Genomic DNA, 21,182 nt, shown 5'->3' on the forward strand with positions numbered 1-21,182 from the left:
TCTCACCTGTCCCGCTGCTCCCGCAGGAGTCTCGCGCCTTCCACTCCAATCAACATTGTGCTCAAAATCAACAATGTTCTTTAACACAGCCTTAAGAAAAAACCCCTTTAGCTTTTTCGCTAAAAGGGAATTTCTCAGCTTTTTCTTGGAGTAAGCTTTCGAATCACTTGATTGATTACTTCCGAAAAGACGAGCCCAAAGGCAATTGATCCGGCAATCATAAGTACCTTTGCCGCTAAGCCAAGCGCGGTATTATAATCATTCTCAACAAAATTCCTCATGGCATCATAAGCAAGGCCGCCCGGCACTAACGGAATAATGCCGGCTACACTAAAAATAATTACAGGTGTTTTATAAAACTTTGCTAACTCCTGACTGAGGACCGCGATAAATACAGTGGCTGCCAATGTTGCCAGCACAGCATTATTAGTATAGCCTTCAAGAAGATAATAAACTAGCCAGCCGCCCATGCCAATCAGCCCGCATTTCACCAAGGTTTCCTTCGGCGCATTAAAAACAATCCCAAAGGCCCCTGTAGCAATAAAACTCGTGATTAACTGTGCAAGAATCGCCACTATTTCTAACCTCACCCTCATAAAAATGAAACAACAACGGCAATTCCCGCCCCAATCGCAAAGGCCGTCAGGAAAGCCTCAGCTCCTTTAGACAACCCTGAAACTAAATGTCCCGCCATTAAATCCCTGATGGCGTTCGTCACTAAAAGACCAGGCACCAACGTCATCACCGAGCCAATGATAATTTTATCTAATTGGTGCCCTACACCCATTTTTACAAAAATAAACGACAGCAAACCAATGACGAAGGATGCCAAAAATTCAGAGAAAAACTTGATCGGGATAAAGCGATGGAAGCAGACAAAGCTAAGATACCCTAATCCCCCGGAAATCATCGCGGGAATAAAGTCATTCCAACCGCCTTTAAACATAATCATGAAACAGCCGCTCGCTAAAGTTGCGGCGATCACTTGAATTCTAAGGGGAAAGGAAAGGTCCATGGAATCAATCTCATTCAATTGCTCCAATGCCTGTTTGCGATTAATTGTACCGCTGCTGATATTTCGCGAAATACTATTAACCAAAGCCACCTTTTTCAAATCCGTAGAGCGCTCCGAAATTCGAATCAGCTTAGTCTTTGTCGGCTCAGCCCCCTCCGCTGAAAAAATAATCCCGGTCGGAGTTACATAACTATGTGTTTTTACAATCCCAAAAGAGGAGGCAATCCGCATCATCGTATCCTCCACCCGATAGGTCTCCGCGCCGCTCTGGAGCATTATTTTCCCCGCAAGCAGACAGACCTCCATGATATCGTATGTTTGTTCAACTTGGTTTCCCATTATATCTCACCACATTATTCCTACATTTGCTTCTTAGTGTAAATCAAAACCATGGTTTGAAGCAATGCACAAGATGCAGTCTTGAGCAAGGAATCCTGAAAAGAATTCTTTCAATAATAGGCAAAAATAATTATTTAAATCTTCTGAATTTTGGATTATAATTTATTAGTATATTATTGGAAAGGATGGGGAATCTTGTTGAAAGCTTTGAAATCGATTATTATATGGGGGGGCATTACCGCCTTAGGTGCAGTAGGATTTGCAGTGATGGCCTTAAACAGAGGCGAAAGCATTAATGCTATTTGGCTGTTAACAGCAGCTGTATGCGTATATTCGATTGCCTATCGTTTTTACAGCAAATTTATTGCACAAAAAGTTTTTCAGCTTGATGACAAGCGTAAGACACCTGCAGAGATACATAATGATGGAAAAGACTATGTGCCGACTAATAAATGGGTGCTGTTCGGACACCATTTTGCCGCTATTGCCGGTGCCGGACCATTGGTTGGTCCAATTCTAGCCGCGCAAATGGGCTATTTGCCGGGAACACTGTGGATTGTAGTTGGTGTTGTGTTAGCAGGCGCTGTTCAGGACTTTATTATTCTCTTTGGTTCGATGCGGCGAAATGGAAAATCCCTTGGTGAAATGATCAAGGATGAGATGGGCAAGGTAACAGGCATTATTTCCATGATTGGCATTTTAGGCATTATGATTATTTTATTAGCTGTTTTAGCACTTGTAGTTGTGAAAGCACTTATCGGCAGCCCATGGGGAATGTTTACCATCGCTGCAACGATTCCGATTGCGATTTTTATGGGAATTTATATGCGCTTTATCCGTCCTGGCCGGGTTGGCGAGGCATCCGTAATCGGGATTGTTTTGTTGGTTCTTTCGTTAATTTTTGGACAAACGGTTGCAGAAAATCCGACATTAGCCAGCATGTTTACCTTTAAAGGTGAGACGATTGCCATCATGATGATTATATATGGTTTTGTCGCATCGGTTTTACCAGTTTGGCTTTTACTTGCACCGCGGGACTATTTAAGTACGTTCTTAAAAGTCGGAACCATTCTAGGACTTGCATTAGGTATTATCATTGTCGCTCCTAATCTTGAAATGCCGGGTATTACAAAGTTTATTGACGGAACAGGACCGGTATTCGCCGGGAACCTCTTCCCATTCTTATTTATCACGATTGCCTGTGGGTCCGTTTCCGGGTTCCATGCGTTGGTTTCATCAGGGACCACCCCTAAAATGATTGAACGCGAATCCCATGCCCGGCCAATTGGCTATGGCGCGATGCTGACAGAATCATTTGTTGCGGTTATGGCGATGATTGCTGCCTGCGTATTGCACCCAGGTGTGTATTTTGCGATTAACAGCCCGGCAGCCTTGATTGGGACAGATGTTGTTCAAGCTGCTACTACTGTATCGAGCTGGGGCTTTACTGTTACTCCTGAGGACTTATCAACGATCGCTAAGCATGTCGGCGAGCAAACGATTTTATCAAGAACTGGCGGTGCGCCGACCCTTGCCATAGGAATGGCGGTAATATTTTCAAATGTCATTGGCGGAAAGGCCTTAATGGCGTTCTGGTACCATTTTGCCATCCTTTTCGAAGCCTTGTTCATTTTGACAACTATCGACGCTGGAACTCGTGTCGGACGTTTTATGATTCAAGATCTTCTCGGAACGGTTTATAAGCCTTTTGCTAAAACAGATTCGCTAATTCCAAACATCATCGCTACTGCCTTATGCGTGCTCTTCTGGGGTTATTTCTTGTATCAGGGCGTAATTGACCCGCTTGGCGGAATCAATACACTTTGGCCCCTGTTTGGGATTGCCAACCAAATGCTTGCCGGAATTGCGCTTCTGCTAGGAACAACCATTCTTTATAAAATGGGCAAAAAAGCATATGTATGGGTGACTTTGCTACCAACAACCTGGCTATTAATTGTTACCTTAACTGCCGGCTGGCAAAAGCTTTTCCATGAGAATTCGAAAATTGGCTTCTTGGCACATGCGAAAATTTTCAAAGGGGCATACGATGATGGAAAGATCATGGCGCCGGCTGCGTCGGCTGCCCAAATGAAGCAGGTGTTAATAAATGACTATGTTGATGCCGCACTTACTGCTCTGTTCATGTTCGTGGTCATCGTTGTCTTAATTTCAGCACTCCGGATTTGGTTTAAAGTGTTAACAAACCACAAACTACCATTGCATGAGTCACCATACGTGCCTCACAATGAAGGAGATGTGAAATTCCATGCTTAATCAATTAAGAAAAATCAATGCTTATAGAAAGCAATTTCTAAGCCTTCTAGTAGGAGTTCCAAGCTATGAGGTATACGTTCAGCATATGGAATCACACCATCCAGGGGAGCCGGTGAAGTCACGGAAGGAATTTTTCTGTGAGGCACAGGAAGCTCGTTACAATGCAAAGGGTGGAAAAGTGTCGAGATGCTGTTGATTAGAAATTCGCTTGGAAATAACAAAAACAGCCTTCATCATTTAGATGGAGGCCGTTTTATGTTTTATTGATGCTAAATTTTAAATATCTATTTTCATTTATTTACTCTGTATACAGATGTTTTCACAAAAGAGGCAGCGGGCTTCTTTTTTCTTTCTATAAAAACGATTCCAGTTAAGCAGCAAAGTAATACAAATGGAATGCTCGCTTTATAAAGGTCTGCAAAACTAGAGGCAATTGTTTCTTTTGCAAAAGCGGAAACTTGCTTCGAATAGTTTTTTACGAGCTTTCCATTTTCATCAATATCCTTATCCACCTGCTTTTCAACCTGTTGGTAAATCAGTTCTTTTGCTGAAGTTCTTTTTTCTTCAGGAATAGCGTCAAGCGCTTTTTGGACGTTGCTGTCGATGATTTGATGACGCTCCGCTGCCGTCATTAAGGTCGGATTGGTTTTGCGTGAAGTCTCACTACCGTTGATTGACTTTTCCGTTTCACTTAAAATTTTCTCTTTTGCTGATTGCGGTACCTCGAGCTTTTCAAGTTTTTGGGTTGCGAAATGGGCAACTTCCTGCTTTTTATCGTTAATATTATTCGTTAGACCAGCAACAAAGATGGCAACGGCTAATACCACCCCTAACTGCCTTAGCATCGAAAACACCCCCTGGGAGGCTGTCAGCATTTCTCCCTCAAATGAGGAAGTGCTGGCAATCGTCGCCGCTGAAATTACAAAGCTAAATCCCAAGCCAAGCAAACTGCACAATAGGATAATCTCTTGTGAAGTGCTGTAAATAGTTAAATTGTGTAACAAATAATATGCAAATCCCATAATTCCAAAACCAAGAATGACTGGGATTGTATATCCGATTTTTTTTGTAAGTAACCCGGCAAGATTGGAAAAGACAAAGATGGCGGCAGATACGGGTGTGACGAGTAGTGCGGCTTGAAGCTCCGTCTTATGCTGGAAGTTAGTTAAAAACTGAGGTAGTAGGACCATTACACCGATGAGGAAGATAAACCCTGTTGTCACTGTTACAACTGACCCTGTAAACAAGCGGTCTTTAAAGAGATTTAGATTTACCATTGGAGCCTTCGATTTTTTCTCTGCCACGATGAACAAGGCGATGGAGGCGACCGTCATTAAATAGCATAAAATTGCCAGCGTACTTACCCAGCCCCATGTATTCCCTTTGATCAATACAAGGTTAAGTGGGAAAATAGCCGAAACAGAGAAGAGCAATCCAAACCAGTCTATTTTTGATTTTACACGAGCTTCTTTCTTTAGTGTTAAGATAATGAAGGCTGCGACAATAGCAAGTAAACAAATTGGAACATTGACGTAGAAAACCCAATGCCAGCTTAGTTTTTCAGTAATGATTCCTCCCACCGTCGGTCCCAATGCCGTGGCTAAACCCTGCGTGGCTCCCAACAATGTTAAAGGAAGAATCCTTTTTTCAATTGGCATCGAAGCTATACCAATCACCATACTGCATGGAATTAAGATGGCGGCACCTAAGCTTTGAATGAGCCTTGCAGCGATTAAAAAGTCCCCACTCGTCGCCAGCCCGCAAAGTGCTGACCCTAATCCAAAAACAAATAGTCCGACTATATAAAATTTATTTCGGCCAAACATCTCTGCAAACCTTGCCATTGGAATTGCTAAAACAGCAATCGTCATCGTGTATACATTCAACATCCATGAGCTCGTTTCTAATGTTGTGTGCAAGCTATTTTGAATCGCCGGCAGCGTAATGTTCATAATCGTGGAATCAAGCATACAAACAAATACCCCTAAACACATGAGCAAAACAATCTTCATTCCGCCAGTTCCCTTCATTCTATTACTCCCCTTGTTGTTCATTCAATTTTTTAAGTTCTTCGTCGACCATTCCCAAAATCATCTTAGCTTGGCGAATCCCAAATTCTAATGTAAATCTTTTGTGCTGTTCCATATTCGGGTAAATCTTAGCAATTCTGTTTAAATTATCAAACATTGCCTGGCTCTTTACGTGCTCTTCTTCCAACCACTGTTGGATTTTTTCCTTGGTGGTAAACCTCCCAAAGAATATGCGGATTAGGACATCTGATCTTGTTACGGTTGGATTGACTGGGCTGTTAAGGTAATGTTGAAATTGCTCTTTTCCACTTTCCGTTATCACGAATAAATTCTTGTTCGGCTTTCCGTCTTGCTGGATCACCTGTTTTTCAACCAGACCTTCCTTTTCCATTTTCCTTAATGCCGGATAAATCGCCCCAAATGACGCGTCGAAAAAGTAGGACACGGAATTCTCCATCATTTGTTTGATATCATAGCCGCTCATCGGCTCCTCGTAGATAAAGCCAAGGATAACGTCTTGTATGTTCATTTGTGTTCACCTCATATTATTTATGTTTATATTATCATTGTTAATATAAATATTGTCAATATAGATTTGGATATTTTTTCAATAAATTTTTTATTTGCGATTCGTGACAGTTTATTTGCGAATTGACCATTGCCCTTAAATAGCCACAAAAAAACCTATCCACAATGTGAATAGGTTTATTTCTGCTTATAGTAGGTAATCGCAAGTGCAAAGGCCAATACTGCCCCTTTAACAATATCCATCGCATAATACGGCACCGACATCATCACGAGGCCGTTTTGCAATATTCCAATCAAGACTGCCCCAACAAACGTGCCAATCGCATTGGCCTTCCCGGCTCCAAGTACTGAAAAGCCGATAAAGGCGGCGGCTACTGAATCCATTAAGTAGGGCGCCCCTGAATTAATTTCTGACGTCATAACACGAGATGCAAGCACAATCCCGCCAATCGCTGCAAACAGTGCCGATAGTAAATAGGCGGCTACCTTATATTTATTCACAGGGATCCCTGAGAGTCTTGCCGCTTCTTTATTTCCACCGATTACATACATATAGCGGCCATGCTTTGTATAGGTCAAAAAGATGTGCACAAGCATGACGGTCACAGCCATGATGATAATAATCCATGGCACCTCACCGATTTTTGCAAAAAATGGACTAATCAAACCTGTCGCCATTGAGCCATCCGGCATCACCATATTTTGCGAAACCGTTGCTCCCTTTGTGTAGGTAAGTGCTGTCCCTTGGATAATAAACATCGTCGCCAACGTCATCAGCATATCAGGGATTCTTAACTTCACAATCATGAACGAGTTTAACGCCCCAACAACCAATGACGCCGCAATCGCAGAAATAATTGCCACCACAGTATTCTGTGAAAACCATACAAACATCGAAATGACAACCGCATTAGAAAGCGATGCCACTGAGCCTACCGACAAATCGAAACCATTTACAGATAATGAAATCGTAATGCCAATCGCAATTATCGTCACAATCGATATAGAACGTAAAATATTGATAATATTGCTGCCCTGAATAAATGCAGGATTGGCGGCTGAAAAAATAATGATAAGTGCAAGAATCGTAATGATAGTCCCGTATTTATATAAAAACTGAAATAGCTCAAAAGCCTTTTTCGCTGGGGCCTCCTGATTCTTCGCTGAAATTTTTGCTTCCATTTTACCTGCCCCCTGTTGAATACATTAAAAGTTCCTCTTCGCTGGTTGCTTTTGTTTCCAATTCCTTTACCGCCTTGCCGTCATATAAAACATAGACCCGGTCTGTAATCCCGATAATCTCCGAAAGCTCGGATGATGCATAGATAATCGCTTTGCCCCGGCTGGCCAATTCGACAATTAATTCAAAGATATCCTTCTTCGCCCCGACATCGACGCCTTTGGTTGGTTCATCAAAAATGTAGACATCCGCATCGGCAACGAGCCATTTTCCGATTGCTACCTTTTGCTGATTACCGCCAGACAGATTTTGGACCTTCGTTTCCTCAGATGGGGTTTTAATTCCGAGGCGTCTGATCAATTGCCTAGCTGTCTCTTTTTCTCTTTTTCTATCTAAGAAGCTAAAAGTCTTTGAAAAGCTCCCTAGGTTCGCTGCTGTCAAATTAGCTTCCACTGATTCAAGAACAAGAATTCCTTCCTTCCTCCGTTCTTCGGGAACTAAAGCAAACCCCTTCTTTACTGCCTCATACGGACTCTTTATTTTCACTTCGGTCCCGTGAAGCAGGATTTCCCCGCCAGTTACTTTCTCGGAACCGAATAACGCTTTACACATTTCTGTTTTCCCAGCGCCAACAAGCCCCGCAATTCCAACGATTTCTCCTGATTTAACGTGAAAATTCAAGTTTTTAATTTTTTCTCTATCAGAAAGTCCTTTCACTTCTAGGACGCTGTTTCCAATGGTCGTATTCCTTTCGGGAAACTGCTCCTCCAGCTTTTGACCAAGCATATGCTCAACCACTTTATTGGAAGTTGTGGCGGCAACCTGCTCTTTCACAACAAATTCACCATTTCGCATAACCGTCACTTCATCGCAGATTTCAAATATTTCCGGCAGGCGGTGTGAGATAAAAATAATCCCTACATCTTGTTTAACTAGTTCCCGAGTAATCCGAAAAAGTTCGCTCGTTTCGGTATGGCTCAATGGTGCAGTCGGCTCATCTAAAATAAGAAACTTGCACTTATTGGAAACTGCTCTAGCGATTAAAATCATTTGTTTTTCAGCAAGTGACAACTCGCTCACCAGCGTCTTCGTTGAAAGTCTAATATTCATACCGGACAAGATTTGCGCCGCTTTTTGATGAAGCTTATTCCATTTCATCCATTGTCGTTTTCCCATGTTATGAACAGTGTCCAGCAGCATAATATTTTCAGCCACGGTTAAATACGGAATAAGGGCCGTATCAACCTCCTGGTAAACAATTTGAATACCAGCATCCTGGGCATTTTTCGGGGAACGAATCTTCAGGTTTTGCCCATCCATCGATATCTCGCCGGTATAGTGGTCATAGGCTCCGGAGAGAACCTTCATTAACGTTGATTTCCCTGCACCATTCGCCCCAATCAATGCCTGAATTTTCCCCGTTTCCATCGAAAAATTAACCTGGTTTAACGCCTTTACGCCTGGAAATTCAATTGAGATGTTTTTCATTGCCAATGTTGAACTCGTCAAAATGCCACCCCCTATCAAAACGACACTCTCTTAATCGATTGAATAAGAGAGTGCCAGCTGGAATTATTTTTTATAATGCTTCTTTAACGTTTTCATCCACTCTTCTTCAAATGCCGTAGACTCACCCCAGCCTGGGATGATTTTTGAAAGATTAACCATGTTCACTGGATCCTTGGAGTCCTGCAGGTTTTTTTGAGAAACAAGTGATGCTTCTAAGTCATAGGTTTTTGGTGTTTCTTCGCCAGCCAGTTTTTTCGCAAGTATTCTCAAATCGACAGCGCCGATTAATTTAGGATCGACAGCCGCTGTATACTTCCAGGCACTGCCTTTTCTTTGGATATCCTGCAGGTCTGCATTGGAAACATCAATTCCAAAGATTTTCACTTCTTCACGGCCTGCTTCTTTAAGCGCACGTGCTGCACCAATCGCAAAAGCATCCCACGTAGCAAAGATAGCGTCAAGCTTGCCCTTAGGGTATTTGTTCAACATCGCCGCAACGGCATTTTGCGTTTGCACACTTGTATCCGCTGCTGCTACGCCAAAGCGTTCCACTTCTTTAAGCCCGGGGTTTTTCGCAAGCACATCCTGATAAACTTTGTTCCGACGGACCATTGGCGGGAAGCCGTCTACCCAAAGATAAGCAATATTGGCTTTACCCTTCGTATCCTTTACGAGCTGGTCAAGTGCTAAGGTCGCTAATGCTTCATCATCCTGAGACGTAAGCGTCACACCTTCAACATTCGCCAGGTTTGGATTCGAGTCAAATGCAACAACATGTTTTCCTTTTTCTACGATTTTCTTTACATCGTTTACTGTGGCATCGTCGTCACCGTGTGAAATGATAAATCCATCATAATTCTGATCTAATGCCTGATTGATGGCATCGTGGAATTTCGCTGTGTCCCCATTTGCGGTAAACACGTCTACTTTTATCCCTAATGCTTCTCCTTCTTCTTTTGCCCCGGCTAAGAATTGGGCTGTATGGTCGTCACCGCCAATTTTACGAATGACCTTGATTTTCAACTGATCCCCTTTGGAAAATGCCTCCGGTACCCCTTCAAGTGAAACCTTTTTATTGCCGCTTGCCTGTTTTGTTTCCCCGCCAGAAGCACAGCCAGTTAGTAATAGCGTTGCCGCCAATGCTGATACGAACGTACTTTTTAATAAATTCCTTTTCATTTTTAAAGCTCCTCCTTTTTGTTCTTACCAATACACCGTTACTCCTATTGGAAAAGTTTGTTTTTAGGTAAAATAAAAAACCTCTCCAGAAAAGAGAGGTTTCATCACAAATAGAAGGATTACTCCTCTCTTATCTTTCAAAACAAAAAATTGTTTTGCAGGATTTAGCACCAATTCCTTGTCGGAACGGTTGCTGGGCGTCATCGGGCCAGTCCCTCTGCCACTCTTGATAAGAGAACGTATTATTCATTTAAAGTATTAAACTTAATTTAAACTCCTATTAATAAGTTGTCAATAGTGTTTTGAATATTTCTACTTAAAAAATATTCAAAACACTTGCATGTAGGGGAAAATAAAGCAAAGTTTCAAAGTAAGACCTATCCCTTTATAATCATCAGAAACTTCGGTATGATAATATTTAGGGAACCGAAATAACTTTAGAAAGAAGTGTTTAATAGCGTGAACCAGCAGGAAAGTGCCAAACGTAATTTACTGATCATGTGGTTTGCCAACTTCTTTGTAGCCGGAAGTATGACGATGGTTATGCCGTTTATTTCGTTGTACATTGAGTCGTTTGGGGATTTTTCCGAAAAATATGTCCAGCATTGGTCAGGGTTAACGTTTGCGATTACATTTGTTTCCGCCTTCCTTTTTTCACCGATTTGGGGGAGAATTGGCGACCGCTATGGGAGGAAAAAAATTCTTATTTTTTCCGGATTAGGAATGGCATTCTCGATTTTTCTTATAGGATATGTCCATTCCGTTTGGCAGCTTTTTATGCTGCGATTTTTCATGGGATTCTTTTCGGGATTTATCCCGATGTCACAAGCTTTCATTTCCACACAAACACCGAAACAGATTGCTGGACGGGTCCTTGGTACATTGCAAACCGGCAGCATCACAGGTTCGTTGTTAGGGCCAATGTTAGGCGGAATATTGGCAGATTCCCTTGGCTATTCTACCACCTTTAAATGGACCTCCATTTCCATATTCATTTCTGCGCTACTTGTCATTGCCACAAAAGAATTCCTGCTTGAAGCCAAAAAGGGTGCCAAAACCCATTATTCAAGCAAGGAAGTATTGAAGCATATTACTCGCAATCCCGTGTTATTAACCGTGCTGCTAATCTCTGCTCTTGTCCAGATTGCACACTTTAGCATCCAACCGATTTTATCCTTATTTGTTAGTGATTTGCACGGGCCAGCAAATATCGCCTTTTATTCAGGGATTGCTTTCTCCGCCGCAGGCCTAGGAAATTTAATGATGTCGAGGAATTGGGGGAAAATTGCTGATAAGTATGGCTATATCAAAATACTGATCATTCTTCTTTTCTTGGCGGGAATTGTCTACCTGCCGGGAGCAGCCGTTACAAGTCTTTGGCAGCTTGTCATCATCCGCTTCGCCCTCGGTGTCACGATTGGCGGTATAATTCCTGTACGAATTGCTTATATCCGCCAGGAAGCGCCGATTGCAATGCAAGGTGAGGTGCTTGGTTACAATACAAGTCTAAGGTTTCTTGGAAATATAATCGGACCGTTATTAGGCGGATTCATATCCGGTTCCTTTGGATTTTCCGCGGTATTTATCAGTACAAGTGCCTTATTGGTTATTAGCGGTTTAATTTTACTTGTTTCCATGCAACGAAATCCAAAGCTAGTGAAGCATACGGCTTAAAAGCATTGCCTTTATCGGGAAAAATGGTACTGCTTTGCTTAAAGCGCAAATTATTAAAACGGCCCATTAAAATTTGGGCCGTTTTCTTATGATAACTGTTTCTCATAAACTTTTAAATTGGCATAAACAGCTTCTAAAACAGGGACTGAAATCAGCTCCTTATGTGCAATCTCTACTAAATAGCCGTGTACATGGTCAGCCTCAACCTGTGATAATTTCTCCGTATCTCGCTGCATCGAGGATTTCATTGGATATGCCAGATTATCAATTTGGTTCATTTGAAGCGTTTGACTATCCTCAGGAAGAGGTGCACCTACCCGTTTCATCACAGAAATAATTTCCTCCAAAAGCTTTGAAATTTCAGCTTTGCCGCTTGGTTCCTCACGGATTGGCCCAATTGGCGACCTCATTAAGGTAGTAATTCCGGACATTGTAGAAATGAAGAGATATTTATTCCATAAATCCTGGTTTATGTTGTCGCTTAAACGATAACCTATGTTAGTCCCCTTAAATGCTTCTTCAATTTTTAAAATGCGCTCTGTCGTTTCACCCGTTCGTTCTCCAAACACTAAATCATGTTTCGGACTGGATTGGATGACTTTTCCATCCTTATCAAGGGTGGTTTCGATAAAGCAAAGACCGCCGATGACCTGTTCTTCTCCAAATATCATTGCCAGTCTATCAACATGCGAAATACCGTTTAATAATGGCAGAATAGCAGTTTCTTTGCTGACATACTGTCGGATGCTTTGAAGCACTCCATCCAGATGGTAGGCTTTCGTTGAAAGTAAAATCAAATCAAACGGACCTGCATCCTCTCCTGCTAAAATAGTTGCAGGAATTAATGTCACATTGCCGTGGACACTCTCAATGACCAGTCCTGTTTCCTCAAGCTGCTTTTTCCTTCCTTCCCTCACCAAAAAAGTAACATCTTCTCCTTTTTCAAGTAAGCGTCCGCCAAAATAACCGCCGACAGCACCTGCACCAACGACTAAAACTCTCATGCTAATCCCCCTTGTATACTATTATTATCTATTGAAAATTCCAAATCGTCTTATAGGCCAGTTTCCAAGCAAAAATGGTGATTACCAGAAGCAAAATGTAATAAATCACCACTCCATATGGAATAAATGTAACCGCAAAATGGATACCGATAAAAACAGCAATCAGAAGTAACGCCAGGAGAATTTTTGCTCCCCCGCTCTGCTGGGCATCCTCAAACGATTCCGAAAAAGGCAGCGTCCCTTTAAGATAGTTCGAGCAAATAATCGTATATAATACGGCGGTCACGAACACAACCAAAAGGTCTGGGATGACTTTTATCCCAAAGATACCGATAAAAATGACGGATAGGATTAAATAGACTGGAAGAAAGAGATTAACAATGAACACCTTCAACGCGGCACTGTATAAAGGTGCTAAGCTCTTTATTGGCGCGGTTTTGTAAATCCAGGCCCCCTTATATTTCCCCGAGTATTTCAGCATCGTCACCGCATTGGGGATCATCAAACAAGACATATAAATTCCTAAGTACCATTTGCTCGATACGAGGTGAGCATAGGAATTCATTTGAATTTCGTTAAACATAAAAATAAATGGAAAAACGAGCGATAATCCTAAGGCAGGATAAACCTTTAAGCGAAATTCCCGCTCGTTCCGCATCATATTATCGGAGAATCGAAACAATACCTTTTCCTCGTTACTGCGGCAAATGACATTTGTCAGCCACTGTTTCCACCCGCGTTCCTTCCGTTTGCTTCCCCCGCTATTATTTGTTAACTTTTGCAGATTTCTTTCAAATGAAGGCATCATTCGGTTATAAACTACAATCGCGAGGACTGGCACAACCAATGCCAATAGTGAAAAGATCACTAGATAACCGTTCGAATGGTTTCCTAAGAACAATTCAAAAGGCGCCCCAAACCAAATAGGCGGTATAAAGAATTGCCACCAGCTTGGCGAAAAGGTAATTTTCATATCGATAAAACTAAAGGATCTTCCCAAAATCTGATAACCAACAGCAATCGAAACGGATAAACCAATTTGGACGTAGTTGATGATATCCTTTAGTTTTTCACCGTCAAAGTAACGGAGGATGAAATAGTAAATAATCGCGGTTAATACGACAATGAATAAATTGACTAAAATCAGCCCAATCAGCGAGAGGAGTAAAAACAGAATTCCATATTTAAATGTCCCGGCCACAATAGGAGCTCCTGCGATAGCCGCCGTCAGAAAGAATAGATAAATACTAATATGAACCGTTTTTGCTGCACTGATCGTTTTTCGCCCAACCGGTTTTGTCTGCAGAATTCCCTTGTCCTTGATATCGAGAAGAACATTGGAAAAGTCAGAGATCATCGAAGTCATCACCAGAAACATGACGATTCCGAAAAAAATACTCATTTGGTAAAGATAATTCTGTCCAAAAATCATGACAGGAATAAGAAAAAGGCTTAACAATACATACATCCCTAGAGACTTGATAAAGCCGTTTTCTTCAGGCTTTTTCTTTTTCTTAGCCTGTTGGTTAAAGATGGTCGGGGTTCTCCGCCCATCCATCGTTAATTTGACTGCTAAAATTTTTCGCATCACGGGATAGTCAATCCCAAAGCTCTCAAAAATCCGCCGGAACAAATCTAAGAATTTGAGCGTTTGAAAGTTTTTCATCGGATTATACCTCTTGGACGATGGCCACGAATTCCTCCGCCAGCGCCTTATATTCATTAAAACCAGTCAGCTGATTAAAGATTTGTTCTAAGGTCCCTTCCATATTTTGCGCCTTCAACTCGTTGAAGCTGCCGTCAGCAACAATTCTTCCATCATTGATTAAGATAATCCGATTACTGATTTTCTCAACGACATCCATAATATGTGACGAATAGAAAATCGTTTTTCCCTGCGCCGCCAGTACAGCGAGAATTTCTTTAAAGACCATGACACTATTGGCATCAAGGCCGCTTAACGGCTCATCCAAAAATAACAGGTCCGGGTTATGTAGTAAACTTGAGATAATCAGTACCTTTTGCCGCATTCCTTTGGAATAGGAGGCAATTCTTGAATCGTACACCTCTTCCAAACCGAAGACTTTCATCAGCCGCTGTGCTTTTTCATCCGCCGCTTGAAAATCCATTCCATATAGTTCACCGACAAAGGTCAAGTATTCCCTGGCTGTGAGATTATCATAGAGTTCCACAATTTCCGGCACATAGCCAATCTTCCTTTTATAGCCGATATTCTTCTCGGTAACTTCCTCGCCAAATATCTCCACCTTTCCGGAATAGTCGCCCTCGAGCCCAAGCAAAATCTTGATTGTCGTGCTTTTTCCGGCGCCATTCGGACCAATATAACCGATGATTTGCCCACGATGAACCGCTAAATCAATCCCCTTTAATACCTCTTTAGTCCCGTAATTCTTCTTTAAATCCCATAAAGATAATACTACTTCTTCGATGACCATCACCTTCTATCAAGTTTGATAATTTCATATTAACATAATCTACCTTAACTTCTATTAAAAGTATGGCTGGCGAAGGTTATTTCCTTTGTGCCAGCCAACCTATTATTTATTTTTACTCACATAATACACATATGCTTTTATCATGAAATAACTAACTTCCTCTGGGAGCAGTTCCTTAATTGGTTTTAGTCGATGTCGACCAGCCTCTTCGACGGCCTTTTCTAATAGTGGGATGTATTCACTTGGAATCAGCCTGATGAAGTCGACAGTTAATCCTTGCTGGGCACATTGAAGCAGATGGCTCTCTACCGTACTTATCGCCAGAGACCGTTTTTCCACAATCTCATTTATGGAAAGACCGTTTTGATGTAACCCAAATGTTTCTAAATGTGAATCTCCTACAGCTTTGGCTGGTTTTTTCGCCGCTGACGCTTCCGCTTGGATTTCACTTTGGTAATCTGGGTGAGTTTCTAAAAAACCACGAATCGCTTGAATAAATTCAAGTCCATATTTTTGCAGCTTATGTTCACCGACACCGCTGACCTGTAAAAACTCCTCATTCGTTTTCGGCTGTTTGGCACACATATCCTTAAGCGCAGCATCAGAAAAAATAACAAATGGCGGTACTTTTTCTGTTTCGGCAATTCTTTTTCGCACCTCTCTAAGCTCTTCAAACATCGGATCATTTTTCGAAACTTCTTTCACTTTAACAGCTTCTCTGCGATAAACCGGCTGCTTTCCTAAAAGAATGTCTTTTCCTTTCGGGGAAACATAGATGGTTGGAAATTGCCCCTGTTCAATCGCAATCAACTCCTGCGAAATCAAGAATTCAATAAAATCACTGACCTCTTTCGCCCCTTGGTCCTTCATGATTCCATAGGTGGTGAGCCGATTAAAGCCCATTTCGGTAACTTTTTTATTTTTCGATCCGGTTAACACTTGTGCGGTTAGATTTTTGCCGAAGCGCTGCCCCATCCGAATCACACAGGACATTACCATTTGCGCTTCCTTTGTGACATCGATGCTTGTCCGCGAATCTAAGCAATTTCCGCATCTGCCGCAGGTGTCCGTTTCTATTTCACCGAAATATTTCAAAATATATTCTTGAAGGCAGTTCTCCGTGTGACAATAATCAACCATCTGCTGCAGCTTTTCCAACTCTTGTGTGATTCGGCTTCGATCGTTGGATTGGTCAATTAAAAAGCGCTGCACCTGCACATCCTGCGGGGAATAAAGCAGGATACATTCACTCTCCAGCCCGTCACGACCGGCACGGCCTGCTTCCTGGTAATAGCTCTCCATGTTTTTCGGCATCTGAAAATGGAGCACATAGCGGATATTCGACTTATCAATCCCCATTCCGAAGGCAGAGGTCGCTACCATGACTGATGCTTTATCTTCTAAAAATCGTTCCTGCTCACGGGCACGGTCCGCGTCGCCCATCCCTGCATGGTACCTGGCGACATTAATGTTTTCTTTGCGGAGCCGTTCATAAAGCTGGTCAACATTCTTCCTTGTTGCCGCATAAATAATTCCTGCTTCTTTGTCGTTCTTTTTTAAATAGGCTTGGAGATACTTCACCCGGTCCTGTCCTTTTATAACTGAAAAAGAAAGATTTTCTCGTTCAAACCCGGTAATAATGGTATTATTTTCATCAATATTTAGCAGCTGGCAAATATCTGCGCGCACTCTTGGGGTTGCAGTTGCTGTTAGGGCAAGCACATTCGGCCGCTTGGGCAGATTATGAATCATTTGCTGGATATGGCGGTAGCTTGGGCGGAAATCATGGCCCCACTGTGAAATACAATGGGCTTCATCGACGGCAACTAAGGGAATCTCCATCTGATTAAGATCTTCCAGAAACTCATACGATTCCAAACGCTCGGGTGCAATGTAGAGTAATTTATATTTGCCCTGCTTTGCCGCTCGAATCCGTTCGTTTGCCTCGTTAAAACTGAGAGAACTATTAATAAATGTCGCCGGAATCCCGACTTGAATGAGGGCATCTACCTGGTCCTTCATTAAGGAGATCAACGGGGAGATGACAATCGTGGTGCCTGGCAGAATGAGGGCAGGAATTTGGTAGCAAATCGACTTTCCGCCGCCAGTCGGCATGACACAAATGGTGTTTTCTCCGGTTAATACCGAGCGGATTGCCTGCTCCTGGCCTTTCCGGAAGGCGTCGTAGCCAAAATGGGATTCTAGTAAGGGGAGTGCTTTTTCAAACAAGATGGTTTCTCCTTTCAATTTGGGGATAATCTATGTAATAGTGCTAGGGTGCCATACCCTATTATAACTCTAATTATTGGGCTTTGTTAAAGATTAATGTGGTATATTTACCATTGGATATAGAAATTTCTGTTACGAGGAGGGAGCCAGCAGTGTTGAAACGATCATTTATTAGGAAGGTCCCGATTTTCTTGTGTTTACTGCTAACAAGCTGCTCTACTACTGCTGCAAGTCAAACAAGAAGTGAAGCGGAGATTGATGTGAAATGGCCGATTTATAAAATTGAAAAAAATAATCAGTACATGTACTTACTTGGCACTATTCATATCGGTAAAGTTGAGATGTACCCTTTTCCTATTAAAATTTCACAGGCCCTCAAGGAATCAAAATTTCTCGTGACGGAAACAGATGCCATCGACCTGATGAATGGTGATTATCATGACATGTGTTTTTTTAATAAGGATGAAAGCTTAAGTGATTATTTATCAACGGATGCCCAAGAGTATTTGGAAAAGCGGGCTAAAGAATACAGTCTCGATTATCACTCTCTTCAGAAATATCGATTATGGTATGTGATGAGTTTATTTTTAGACGCTGGCACGGATGATTTTTCATCGGATTATGGCGTTGATCAAAAGATAATGGAATTGGCGGATACCTATCATCTTACAAACAAATTTCTTGAAACACCAAAATACCAAATCGAAGCGATGCAAAAAGTTTATTCTGAAAATGAAGCTGAAAAAGTAATTAAGCAAATTCCCTCATTAAAAGAATCGCAAAAGCAGCTGGCACAATTATATACTGACTATATTCAAGAAAAATTAGTAGACATTGAAGAGCAGCTTGCAGATGAATTTGATAAAAAACAAAATAAAATACTTGTTGAGGACCGGAATAAAATCTGGGTGGAAAAATTTGCGTCTTTTATCGAAAGTGGCGAAATTTATTTTGCAGCTGTCGGCAGCGGGCACCTAGAAGGGGAAAATGGGATTCTTACCTATTTTAGGGAAAATGGATATGAAGTTAAGAATATTGTTAATTAGAAATCGGAAACGCTTGAGGGCAAAAAAATTGCCTCAAGCGTTTTTGCCAGTTGCATTCCTTACCAGTTGATTTTTAAGCAAACCTGAAGATGTTAAAACACCAAAAATAACCATTAAGTCAAGAAGAAAATTATTGACTGTGAAAAAAAAGATCCACACTTATCTTTCCAATATTCCCACACAATGAATTCCAATCATTTAATCTATTAATTTGTGTCGATCACCCGGAGTTCATATAATATAAATATCTTAAGCAATTAAAGGTGTAATAGAATGGGGGAGAATGTGATAATTAAAGCAGTGATTTTTGATTTTGATGGGACCATTATTGATACAGAAACGATTTGGTTTGAAGTTTATCAGGAAATCCTGAAAGAGACATATGAAATGGAATTGCCGCTAGAAGAATTTGCAAAAAGTATCGGTACGACTGATGAAAAGTTTTTTCAATACATAGAAACCCAAACCGGACTAAAGATTGATCAACAGGACATAGAAAATTTAGCAACTGAACGCTTTTTAGCAAAAAAGGGAATCTTAGCAGTTCGTGAGGGAGTAAAGGAAAAACTCTCTGAAGCTAAGGTGCTTGGATATAAGATAGGGCTTGCTTCCAGCTCATCCAGAGAGTGGGTAGAAGGATTCCTTAGACAGTTTGACCTTTGGGATTATTTCTCTGTGATTAAGACAAAAGAAGATGTAGTTAAGGTTAAGCCTGATCCTGCTTTATATATTAAGGCCTTGGAAGCATTACAGGTTGAACCACAAGAGGCCTTGGCAATTGAAGACTCGCTTAATGGAGCCTTAGCTGCAATAGAAGCCGGGATGACATGCATCGTTATTCCAAATCAGGTTACAGCCTTTTTAAACTTTCATGAAAAAGCAATTCGCTCTGAAACATTTTTCGATTTTAGCTTTGAACAGATAAAATAATTGCTTAAACAGAAAAAGAGGCGCATTAGCCTCTTCGTTTTGTTTCTTACTTATCTTTTTGAATTTTCGAGAATAGAATTGGAAATAAATCGAAGAAATTCCTCTCCATTTTGTGAAATGGTTGATCCTGCCCTTCCCTGTCGAACAATTAATAAATCTAGTTCCTGAAGGACTTCCATTCTCATGCGCAATTGCTGTTCGGTAAGATTTATCCCCTTTTCCTCTAGATGTTTTTTAAGCGTCAACCGCCCATATGAGGTCCGTTCCCGCTTTCCACCTTCAAATATCCTAAGGATTTCAACACTTTCCTCCAAAAAGCCATGAGCTTCAATTTTTCTTATTGCCTCATTTGGATTGATTTCTGACAGTGGTAAAGGTTGGAAGTTACTCTCCTCTATTCGAATCCTTAAAGGCAATAATTCTACCTCTATCGTTTGTTCTCCTAAGAAAGATAGATAAGTAATGGTATTATACAGTTCTGTCACATTCCCTGGCCATTCATAATTCAGTAATTGATTCATTACGTCCTGATTCAAAATAATATCTGTTTTTTTCAGTCTTCCTTTTATATCCTCGATTAACGCAACAAAATCTTCTCTTCGATCCTTTAAGGATGGGACCTTTAATGACAATGACGTAAGCGCTTCATAAAAAGAATGGTTAAACTCTCCACTCTCAGTTTGCCATATCAATCCTTGCTTACTGCATGAAATCAATCTTGCCTGAAAAGGAATGCTCTTGGTACCACCCACACGATGAAATTTTTTTTCCTTTATTGCTCGAAAAATTCTGTTTTGAAGTGGAATGAGCAATTCATCCGCATCTTCCAAATATACGGTTCCATTTTCAGCAACTTCAAATGCACCAATAGAAATCATATGGCTTTCTTCTGATCCAAACAATTCTCTTTCCAACATGTCGGTGGATTTCGATTTACAATTAATCGAAATAAAAGGATTGCCAGATTGGCAGGAATGATGATGAATGGCCTGGGCAAGCATGCTTTTCCCGGTCCCATCTTCGCCGTATAGATGGACTGGAAGTGGTGTTTTGGCAAATTCCTTTCCAAGCTGAACGACTTTCTGCATCGACTCACTCACTGCGATAACATCTTGAAATGAATAGCTGGAAACATTGCGAATATCCTTTATTGGATTCGTTTTTGCACTTCTTTTTCCTTCATCATATTCCGTTGAAAGAGATACTAGAGTTTTAAAATATCTTTTTACTATTTGTGTTTGATCATTCTTCAATCCAAGAGCGGTTGCTATATCGTAAAATGTCTCGATATCTAAAAGTCTTGAGCCGATATTAATCACGTCTATTAAACCCGTAGGTAAGAAGTCCAATTCTCCTGGAGTTAAAATGTAATCTATTGAATCTGGGATTGATTCATCTGGGTTGTATGGATAATACTCATGCTCAAAAATGGTTTCTCTTAGCGAAGCAACAGTCTCTTCGATATTAGTCTTCGTATCATTAACAACAAGAATTTTTTGACCCGGAGGGAGATTTATTAATTCCCTTGCATTGGCAAAGTTAACATCCCGCTTAGCAATAATACACGGGCAATCAGCAGGAATTAGCTGGCTGACTAATCCCTTTATCATATGATGGGAAAGAACAACGATATCATCGTCGTGAACCATATTGGCACGTAATTCTTTTAGCGCAGTCGGTCTAATCATGATCTCATGGCCGAGCACGTCTTTCATTTGTTTCGTTATTTCTTCTAAGTAGTTCTCTTGTATTGCGATAATGTGAATAGCTCGATTAGATTTCACCAGTA

Annotated in this window: 17 protein-coding genes and 1 riboswitch; of the genes, 5 read left to right on the forward strand and 12 right to left on the reverse strand. The window is 41.2% G+C overall.

The annotated features are described in order from the left end of the window. Positions 1-134: 134 nt before the first annotated feature. Together ACFVSW_RS27225 and ACFVSW_RS27230 are read right to left on the reverse strand one after the other, a co-directional pair. Entirely contained in the window at positions 135-575 is a 441-nt protein-coding gene (locus ACFVSW_RS27225) for a threonine/serine exporter family protein (protein ID WP_387319762.1), read from the reverse strand. Positions 576-592: 17 nt separating this feature from the next. Then, on the reverse strand, positions 593-1,354 hold the full coding sequence (locus tag ACFVSW_RS27230) for a threonine/serine exporter family protein (RefSeq protein WP_387319763.1): 762 nt from the start codon (positions 1,352-1,354) through the stop codon (positions 593-595). Positions 1,355-1,552: 198 nt separating this feature from the next. Here ACFVSW_RS27230 and ACFVSW_RS27235 point away from each other — a divergent pair, with 198 nt between their 5' ends. After that, positions 1,553-3,628, forward strand: coding sequence for a carbon starvation CstA family protein (locus tag ACFVSW_RS27235; RefSeq protein ID WP_387319780.1), 2,076 nt, complete (start codon positions 1,553-1,555; stop codon positions 3,626-3,628). Further along, the gene (locus ACFVSW_RS27240; RefSeq protein WP_387319764.1) at positions 3,621-3,824 is read left to right on the forward strand and encodes a YbdD/YjiX family protein; all 204 of its coding nucleotides are present in this window, start codon (positions 3,621-3,623) and stop codon (positions 3,822-3,824) included. The genes ACFVSW_RS27235 and ACFVSW_RS27240 overlap by 8 nt, the downstream gene beginning before the upstream one ends. 94 nt (positions 3,825-3,918) lie before the next feature. Here ACFVSW_RS27240 and ACFVSW_RS27245 read toward each other — a convergent pair whose 3' ends face one another. From ACFVSW_RS27245 to ACFVSW_RS27265, 5 genes are all read right to left on the reverse strand, one after another. Further along, on the reverse strand, positions 3,919-5,658 hold the full coding sequence (locus ACFVSW_RS27245) for an MFS transporter (protein ID WP_387319765.1): 1,740 nt from the start codon (positions 5,656-5,658) through the stop codon (positions 3,919-3,921). Positions 5,659-5,662: 4 nt separating this feature from the next. Then, positions 5,663-6,187: a PadR family transcriptional regulator gene (locus ACFVSW_RS27250; protein WP_387319766.1), complete on the reverse strand. Its 525-nt coding sequence runs from the start codon at positions 6,185-6,187 to the stop codon at positions 5,663-5,665. A gap of 176 nt (positions 6,188-6,363) precedes the next feature. Further along, the gene (locus ACFVSW_RS27255) at positions 6,364-7,368 is read right to left on the reverse strand and encodes an ABC transporter permease (RefSeq protein WP_387319767.1); all 1,005 of its coding nucleotides are present in this window, start codon (positions 7,366-7,368) and stop codon (positions 6,364-6,366) included. Between the two features lies 1 nt (position 7,369). Beyond that, positions 7,370-8,854, reverse strand: a complete 1,485-nt coding sequence (locus ACFVSW_RS27260) for a sugar ABC transporter ATP-binding protein (protein WP_387319781.1) — start codon at positions 8,852-8,854, stop codon at positions 7,370-7,372. An 84-nt stretch (positions 8,855-8,938) separates the two neighbouring features. Further along, positions 8,939-10,054 (reverse strand): sugar ABC transporter substrate-binding protein, encoded by a 1,116-nt coding sequence (locus ACFVSW_RS27265; RefSeq protein ID WP_387319768.1) that lies wholly within the window; start codon positions 10,052-10,054, stop codon positions 8,939-8,941. Between the two features lie 127 nt (positions 10,055-10,181). Beyond that, positions 10,182-10,290, reverse strand: a riboswitch (SAM riboswitch). Between the two features lie 262 nt (positions 10,291-10,552). Here ACFVSW_RS27265 and ACFVSW_RS27270 point away from each other — a divergent pair. After that, positions 10,553-11,728 carry an MFS transporter gene (locus ACFVSW_RS27270; protein WP_387319782.1) on the forward strand — a complete coding sequence of 392 codons (1,176 nt, stop codon included), beginning with the start codon at positions 10,553-10,555 and terminating at the stop codon, positions 11,726-11,728. Positions 11,729-11,814: 86 nt separating this feature from the next. Here the strand turns inward: ACFVSW_RS27270 and ACFVSW_RS27275 are convergent, their stop codons facing one another. From ACFVSW_RS27275 to recQ, 4 genes are all read right to left on the reverse strand, one after another. Continuing rightward, the gene (locus tag ACFVSW_RS27275) at positions 11,815-12,732 is read right to left on the reverse strand and encodes a ketopantoate reductase family protein (protein ID WP_387319769.1); all 918 of its coding nucleotides are present in this window, start codon (positions 12,730-12,732) and stop codon (positions 11,815-11,817) included. Positions 12,733-12,760: 28 nt separating this feature from the next. Next, positions 12,761-14,398 carry a hypothetical protein gene (locus ACFVSW_RS27280; protein ID WP_387319770.1) on the reverse strand — a complete coding sequence of 546 codons (1,638 nt, stop codon included), beginning with the start codon at positions 14,396-14,398 and terminating at the stop codon, positions 12,761-12,763. A gap of 4 nt (positions 14,399-14,402) precedes the next feature. Then, positions 14,403-15,188 (reverse strand): ABC transporter ATP-binding protein, encoded by a 786-nt coding sequence (locus ACFVSW_RS27285; RefSeq protein WP_387319771.1) that lies wholly within the window; start codon positions 15,186-15,188, stop codon positions 14,403-14,405. Between the two features lie 102 nt (positions 15,189-15,290). Further along, entirely contained in the window at positions 15,291-17,417 is a 2,127-nt protein-coding gene (gene recQ, locus ACFVSW_RS27290; protein WP_387319772.1) for a DNA helicase RecQ, read from the reverse strand. A 152-nt stretch (positions 17,418-17,569) separates the two neighbouring features. Between recQ and ACFVSW_RS27295 the strand changes: the two genes are divergently transcribed. Next, positions 17,570-18,463 carry a TraB/GumN family protein gene (locus ACFVSW_RS27295; protein WP_387319773.1) on the forward strand — a complete coding sequence of 298 codons (894 nt, stop codon included), beginning with the start codon at positions 17,570-17,572 and terminating at the stop codon, positions 18,461-18,463. A 291-nt stretch (positions 18,464-18,754) separates the two neighbouring features. Next, the gene (locus ACFVSW_RS27300; RefSeq protein ID WP_387319783.1) at positions 18,755-19,393 is read left to right on the forward strand and encodes an HAD family hydrolase; all 639 of its coding nucleotides are present in this window, start codon (positions 18,755-18,757) and stop codon (positions 19,391-19,393) included. Positions 19,394-19,443: 50 nt separating this feature from the next. Here the strand turns inward: ACFVSW_RS27300 and ACFVSW_RS27305 are convergent, their stop codons facing one another. Next, positions 19,444-21,177: a sigma 54-interacting transcriptional regulator gene (locus ACFVSW_RS27305; protein WP_387319774.1), complete on the reverse strand. Its 1,734-nt coding sequence runs from the start codon at positions 21,175-21,177 to the stop codon at positions 19,444-19,446. Positions 21,178-21,182: the final 5 nt, after the last annotated feature.

It is taken from the genome of Neobacillus sp. NPDC058068 (assembly GCF_042885335.1).
Taxonomy (GTDB): Bacteria; Bacillota; Bacilli; order Bacillales; family Cytobacillaceae; genus Neobacillus.

Coding starts and splice junctions, on each gene's coding strand:
- ACFVSW_RS27260 (WP_387319781.1), bottom strand. CDS start 8,854: ATGAAAAACATCTCAATTGAATTTCCAGGCGTAAAGGCGTTAAACCAG.
- ACFVSW_RS27245 (WP_387319765.1), bottom strand. CDS start 5,658: ATGAAGGGAACTGGCGGAATGAAGATTGTTTTGCTCATGTGTTTAGGG.
- ACFVSW_RS27240 (WP_387319764.1), top strand. CDS start 3,621: ATGCTTAATCAATTAAGAAAAATCAATGCTTATAGAAAGCAATTTCTA.
- ACFVSW_RS27255 (WP_387319767.1), bottom strand. CDS start 7,368: ATGGAAGCAAAAATTTCAGCGAAGAATCAGGAGGCCCCAGCGAAAAAG.
- ACFVSW_RS27265 (WP_387319768.1), bottom strand. CDS start 10,054: ATGAAAAGGAATTTATTAAAAAGTACGTTCGTATCAGCATTGGCGGCA.
- ACFVSW_RS27285 (WP_387319771.1), bottom strand. CDS start 15,188: ATGGTCATCGAAGAAGTAGTATTATCTTTATGGGATTTAAAGAAGAAT.
- ACFVSW_RS27270 (WP_387319782.1), top strand. CDS start 10,553: ATGTGGTTTGCCAACTTCTTTGTAGCCGGAAGTATGACGATGGTTATG.
- ACFVSW_RS27275 (WP_387319769.1), bottom strand. CDS start 12,732: ATGAGAGTTTTAGTCGTTGGTGCAGGTGCTGTCGGCGGTTATTTTGGC.
- ACFVSW_RS27230 (WP_387319763.1), bottom strand. CDS start 1,354: ATGGGAAACCAAGTTGAACAAACATACGATATCATGGAGGTCTGTCTG.
- ACFVSW_RS27250 (WP_387319766.1), bottom strand. CDS start 6,187: ATGAACATACAAGACGTTATCCTTGGCTTTATCTACGAGGAGCCGATG.
- ACFVSW_RS27280 (WP_387319770.1), bottom strand. CDS start 14,398: ATGAAAAACTTTCAAACGCTCAAATTCTTAGATTTGTTCCGGCGGATT.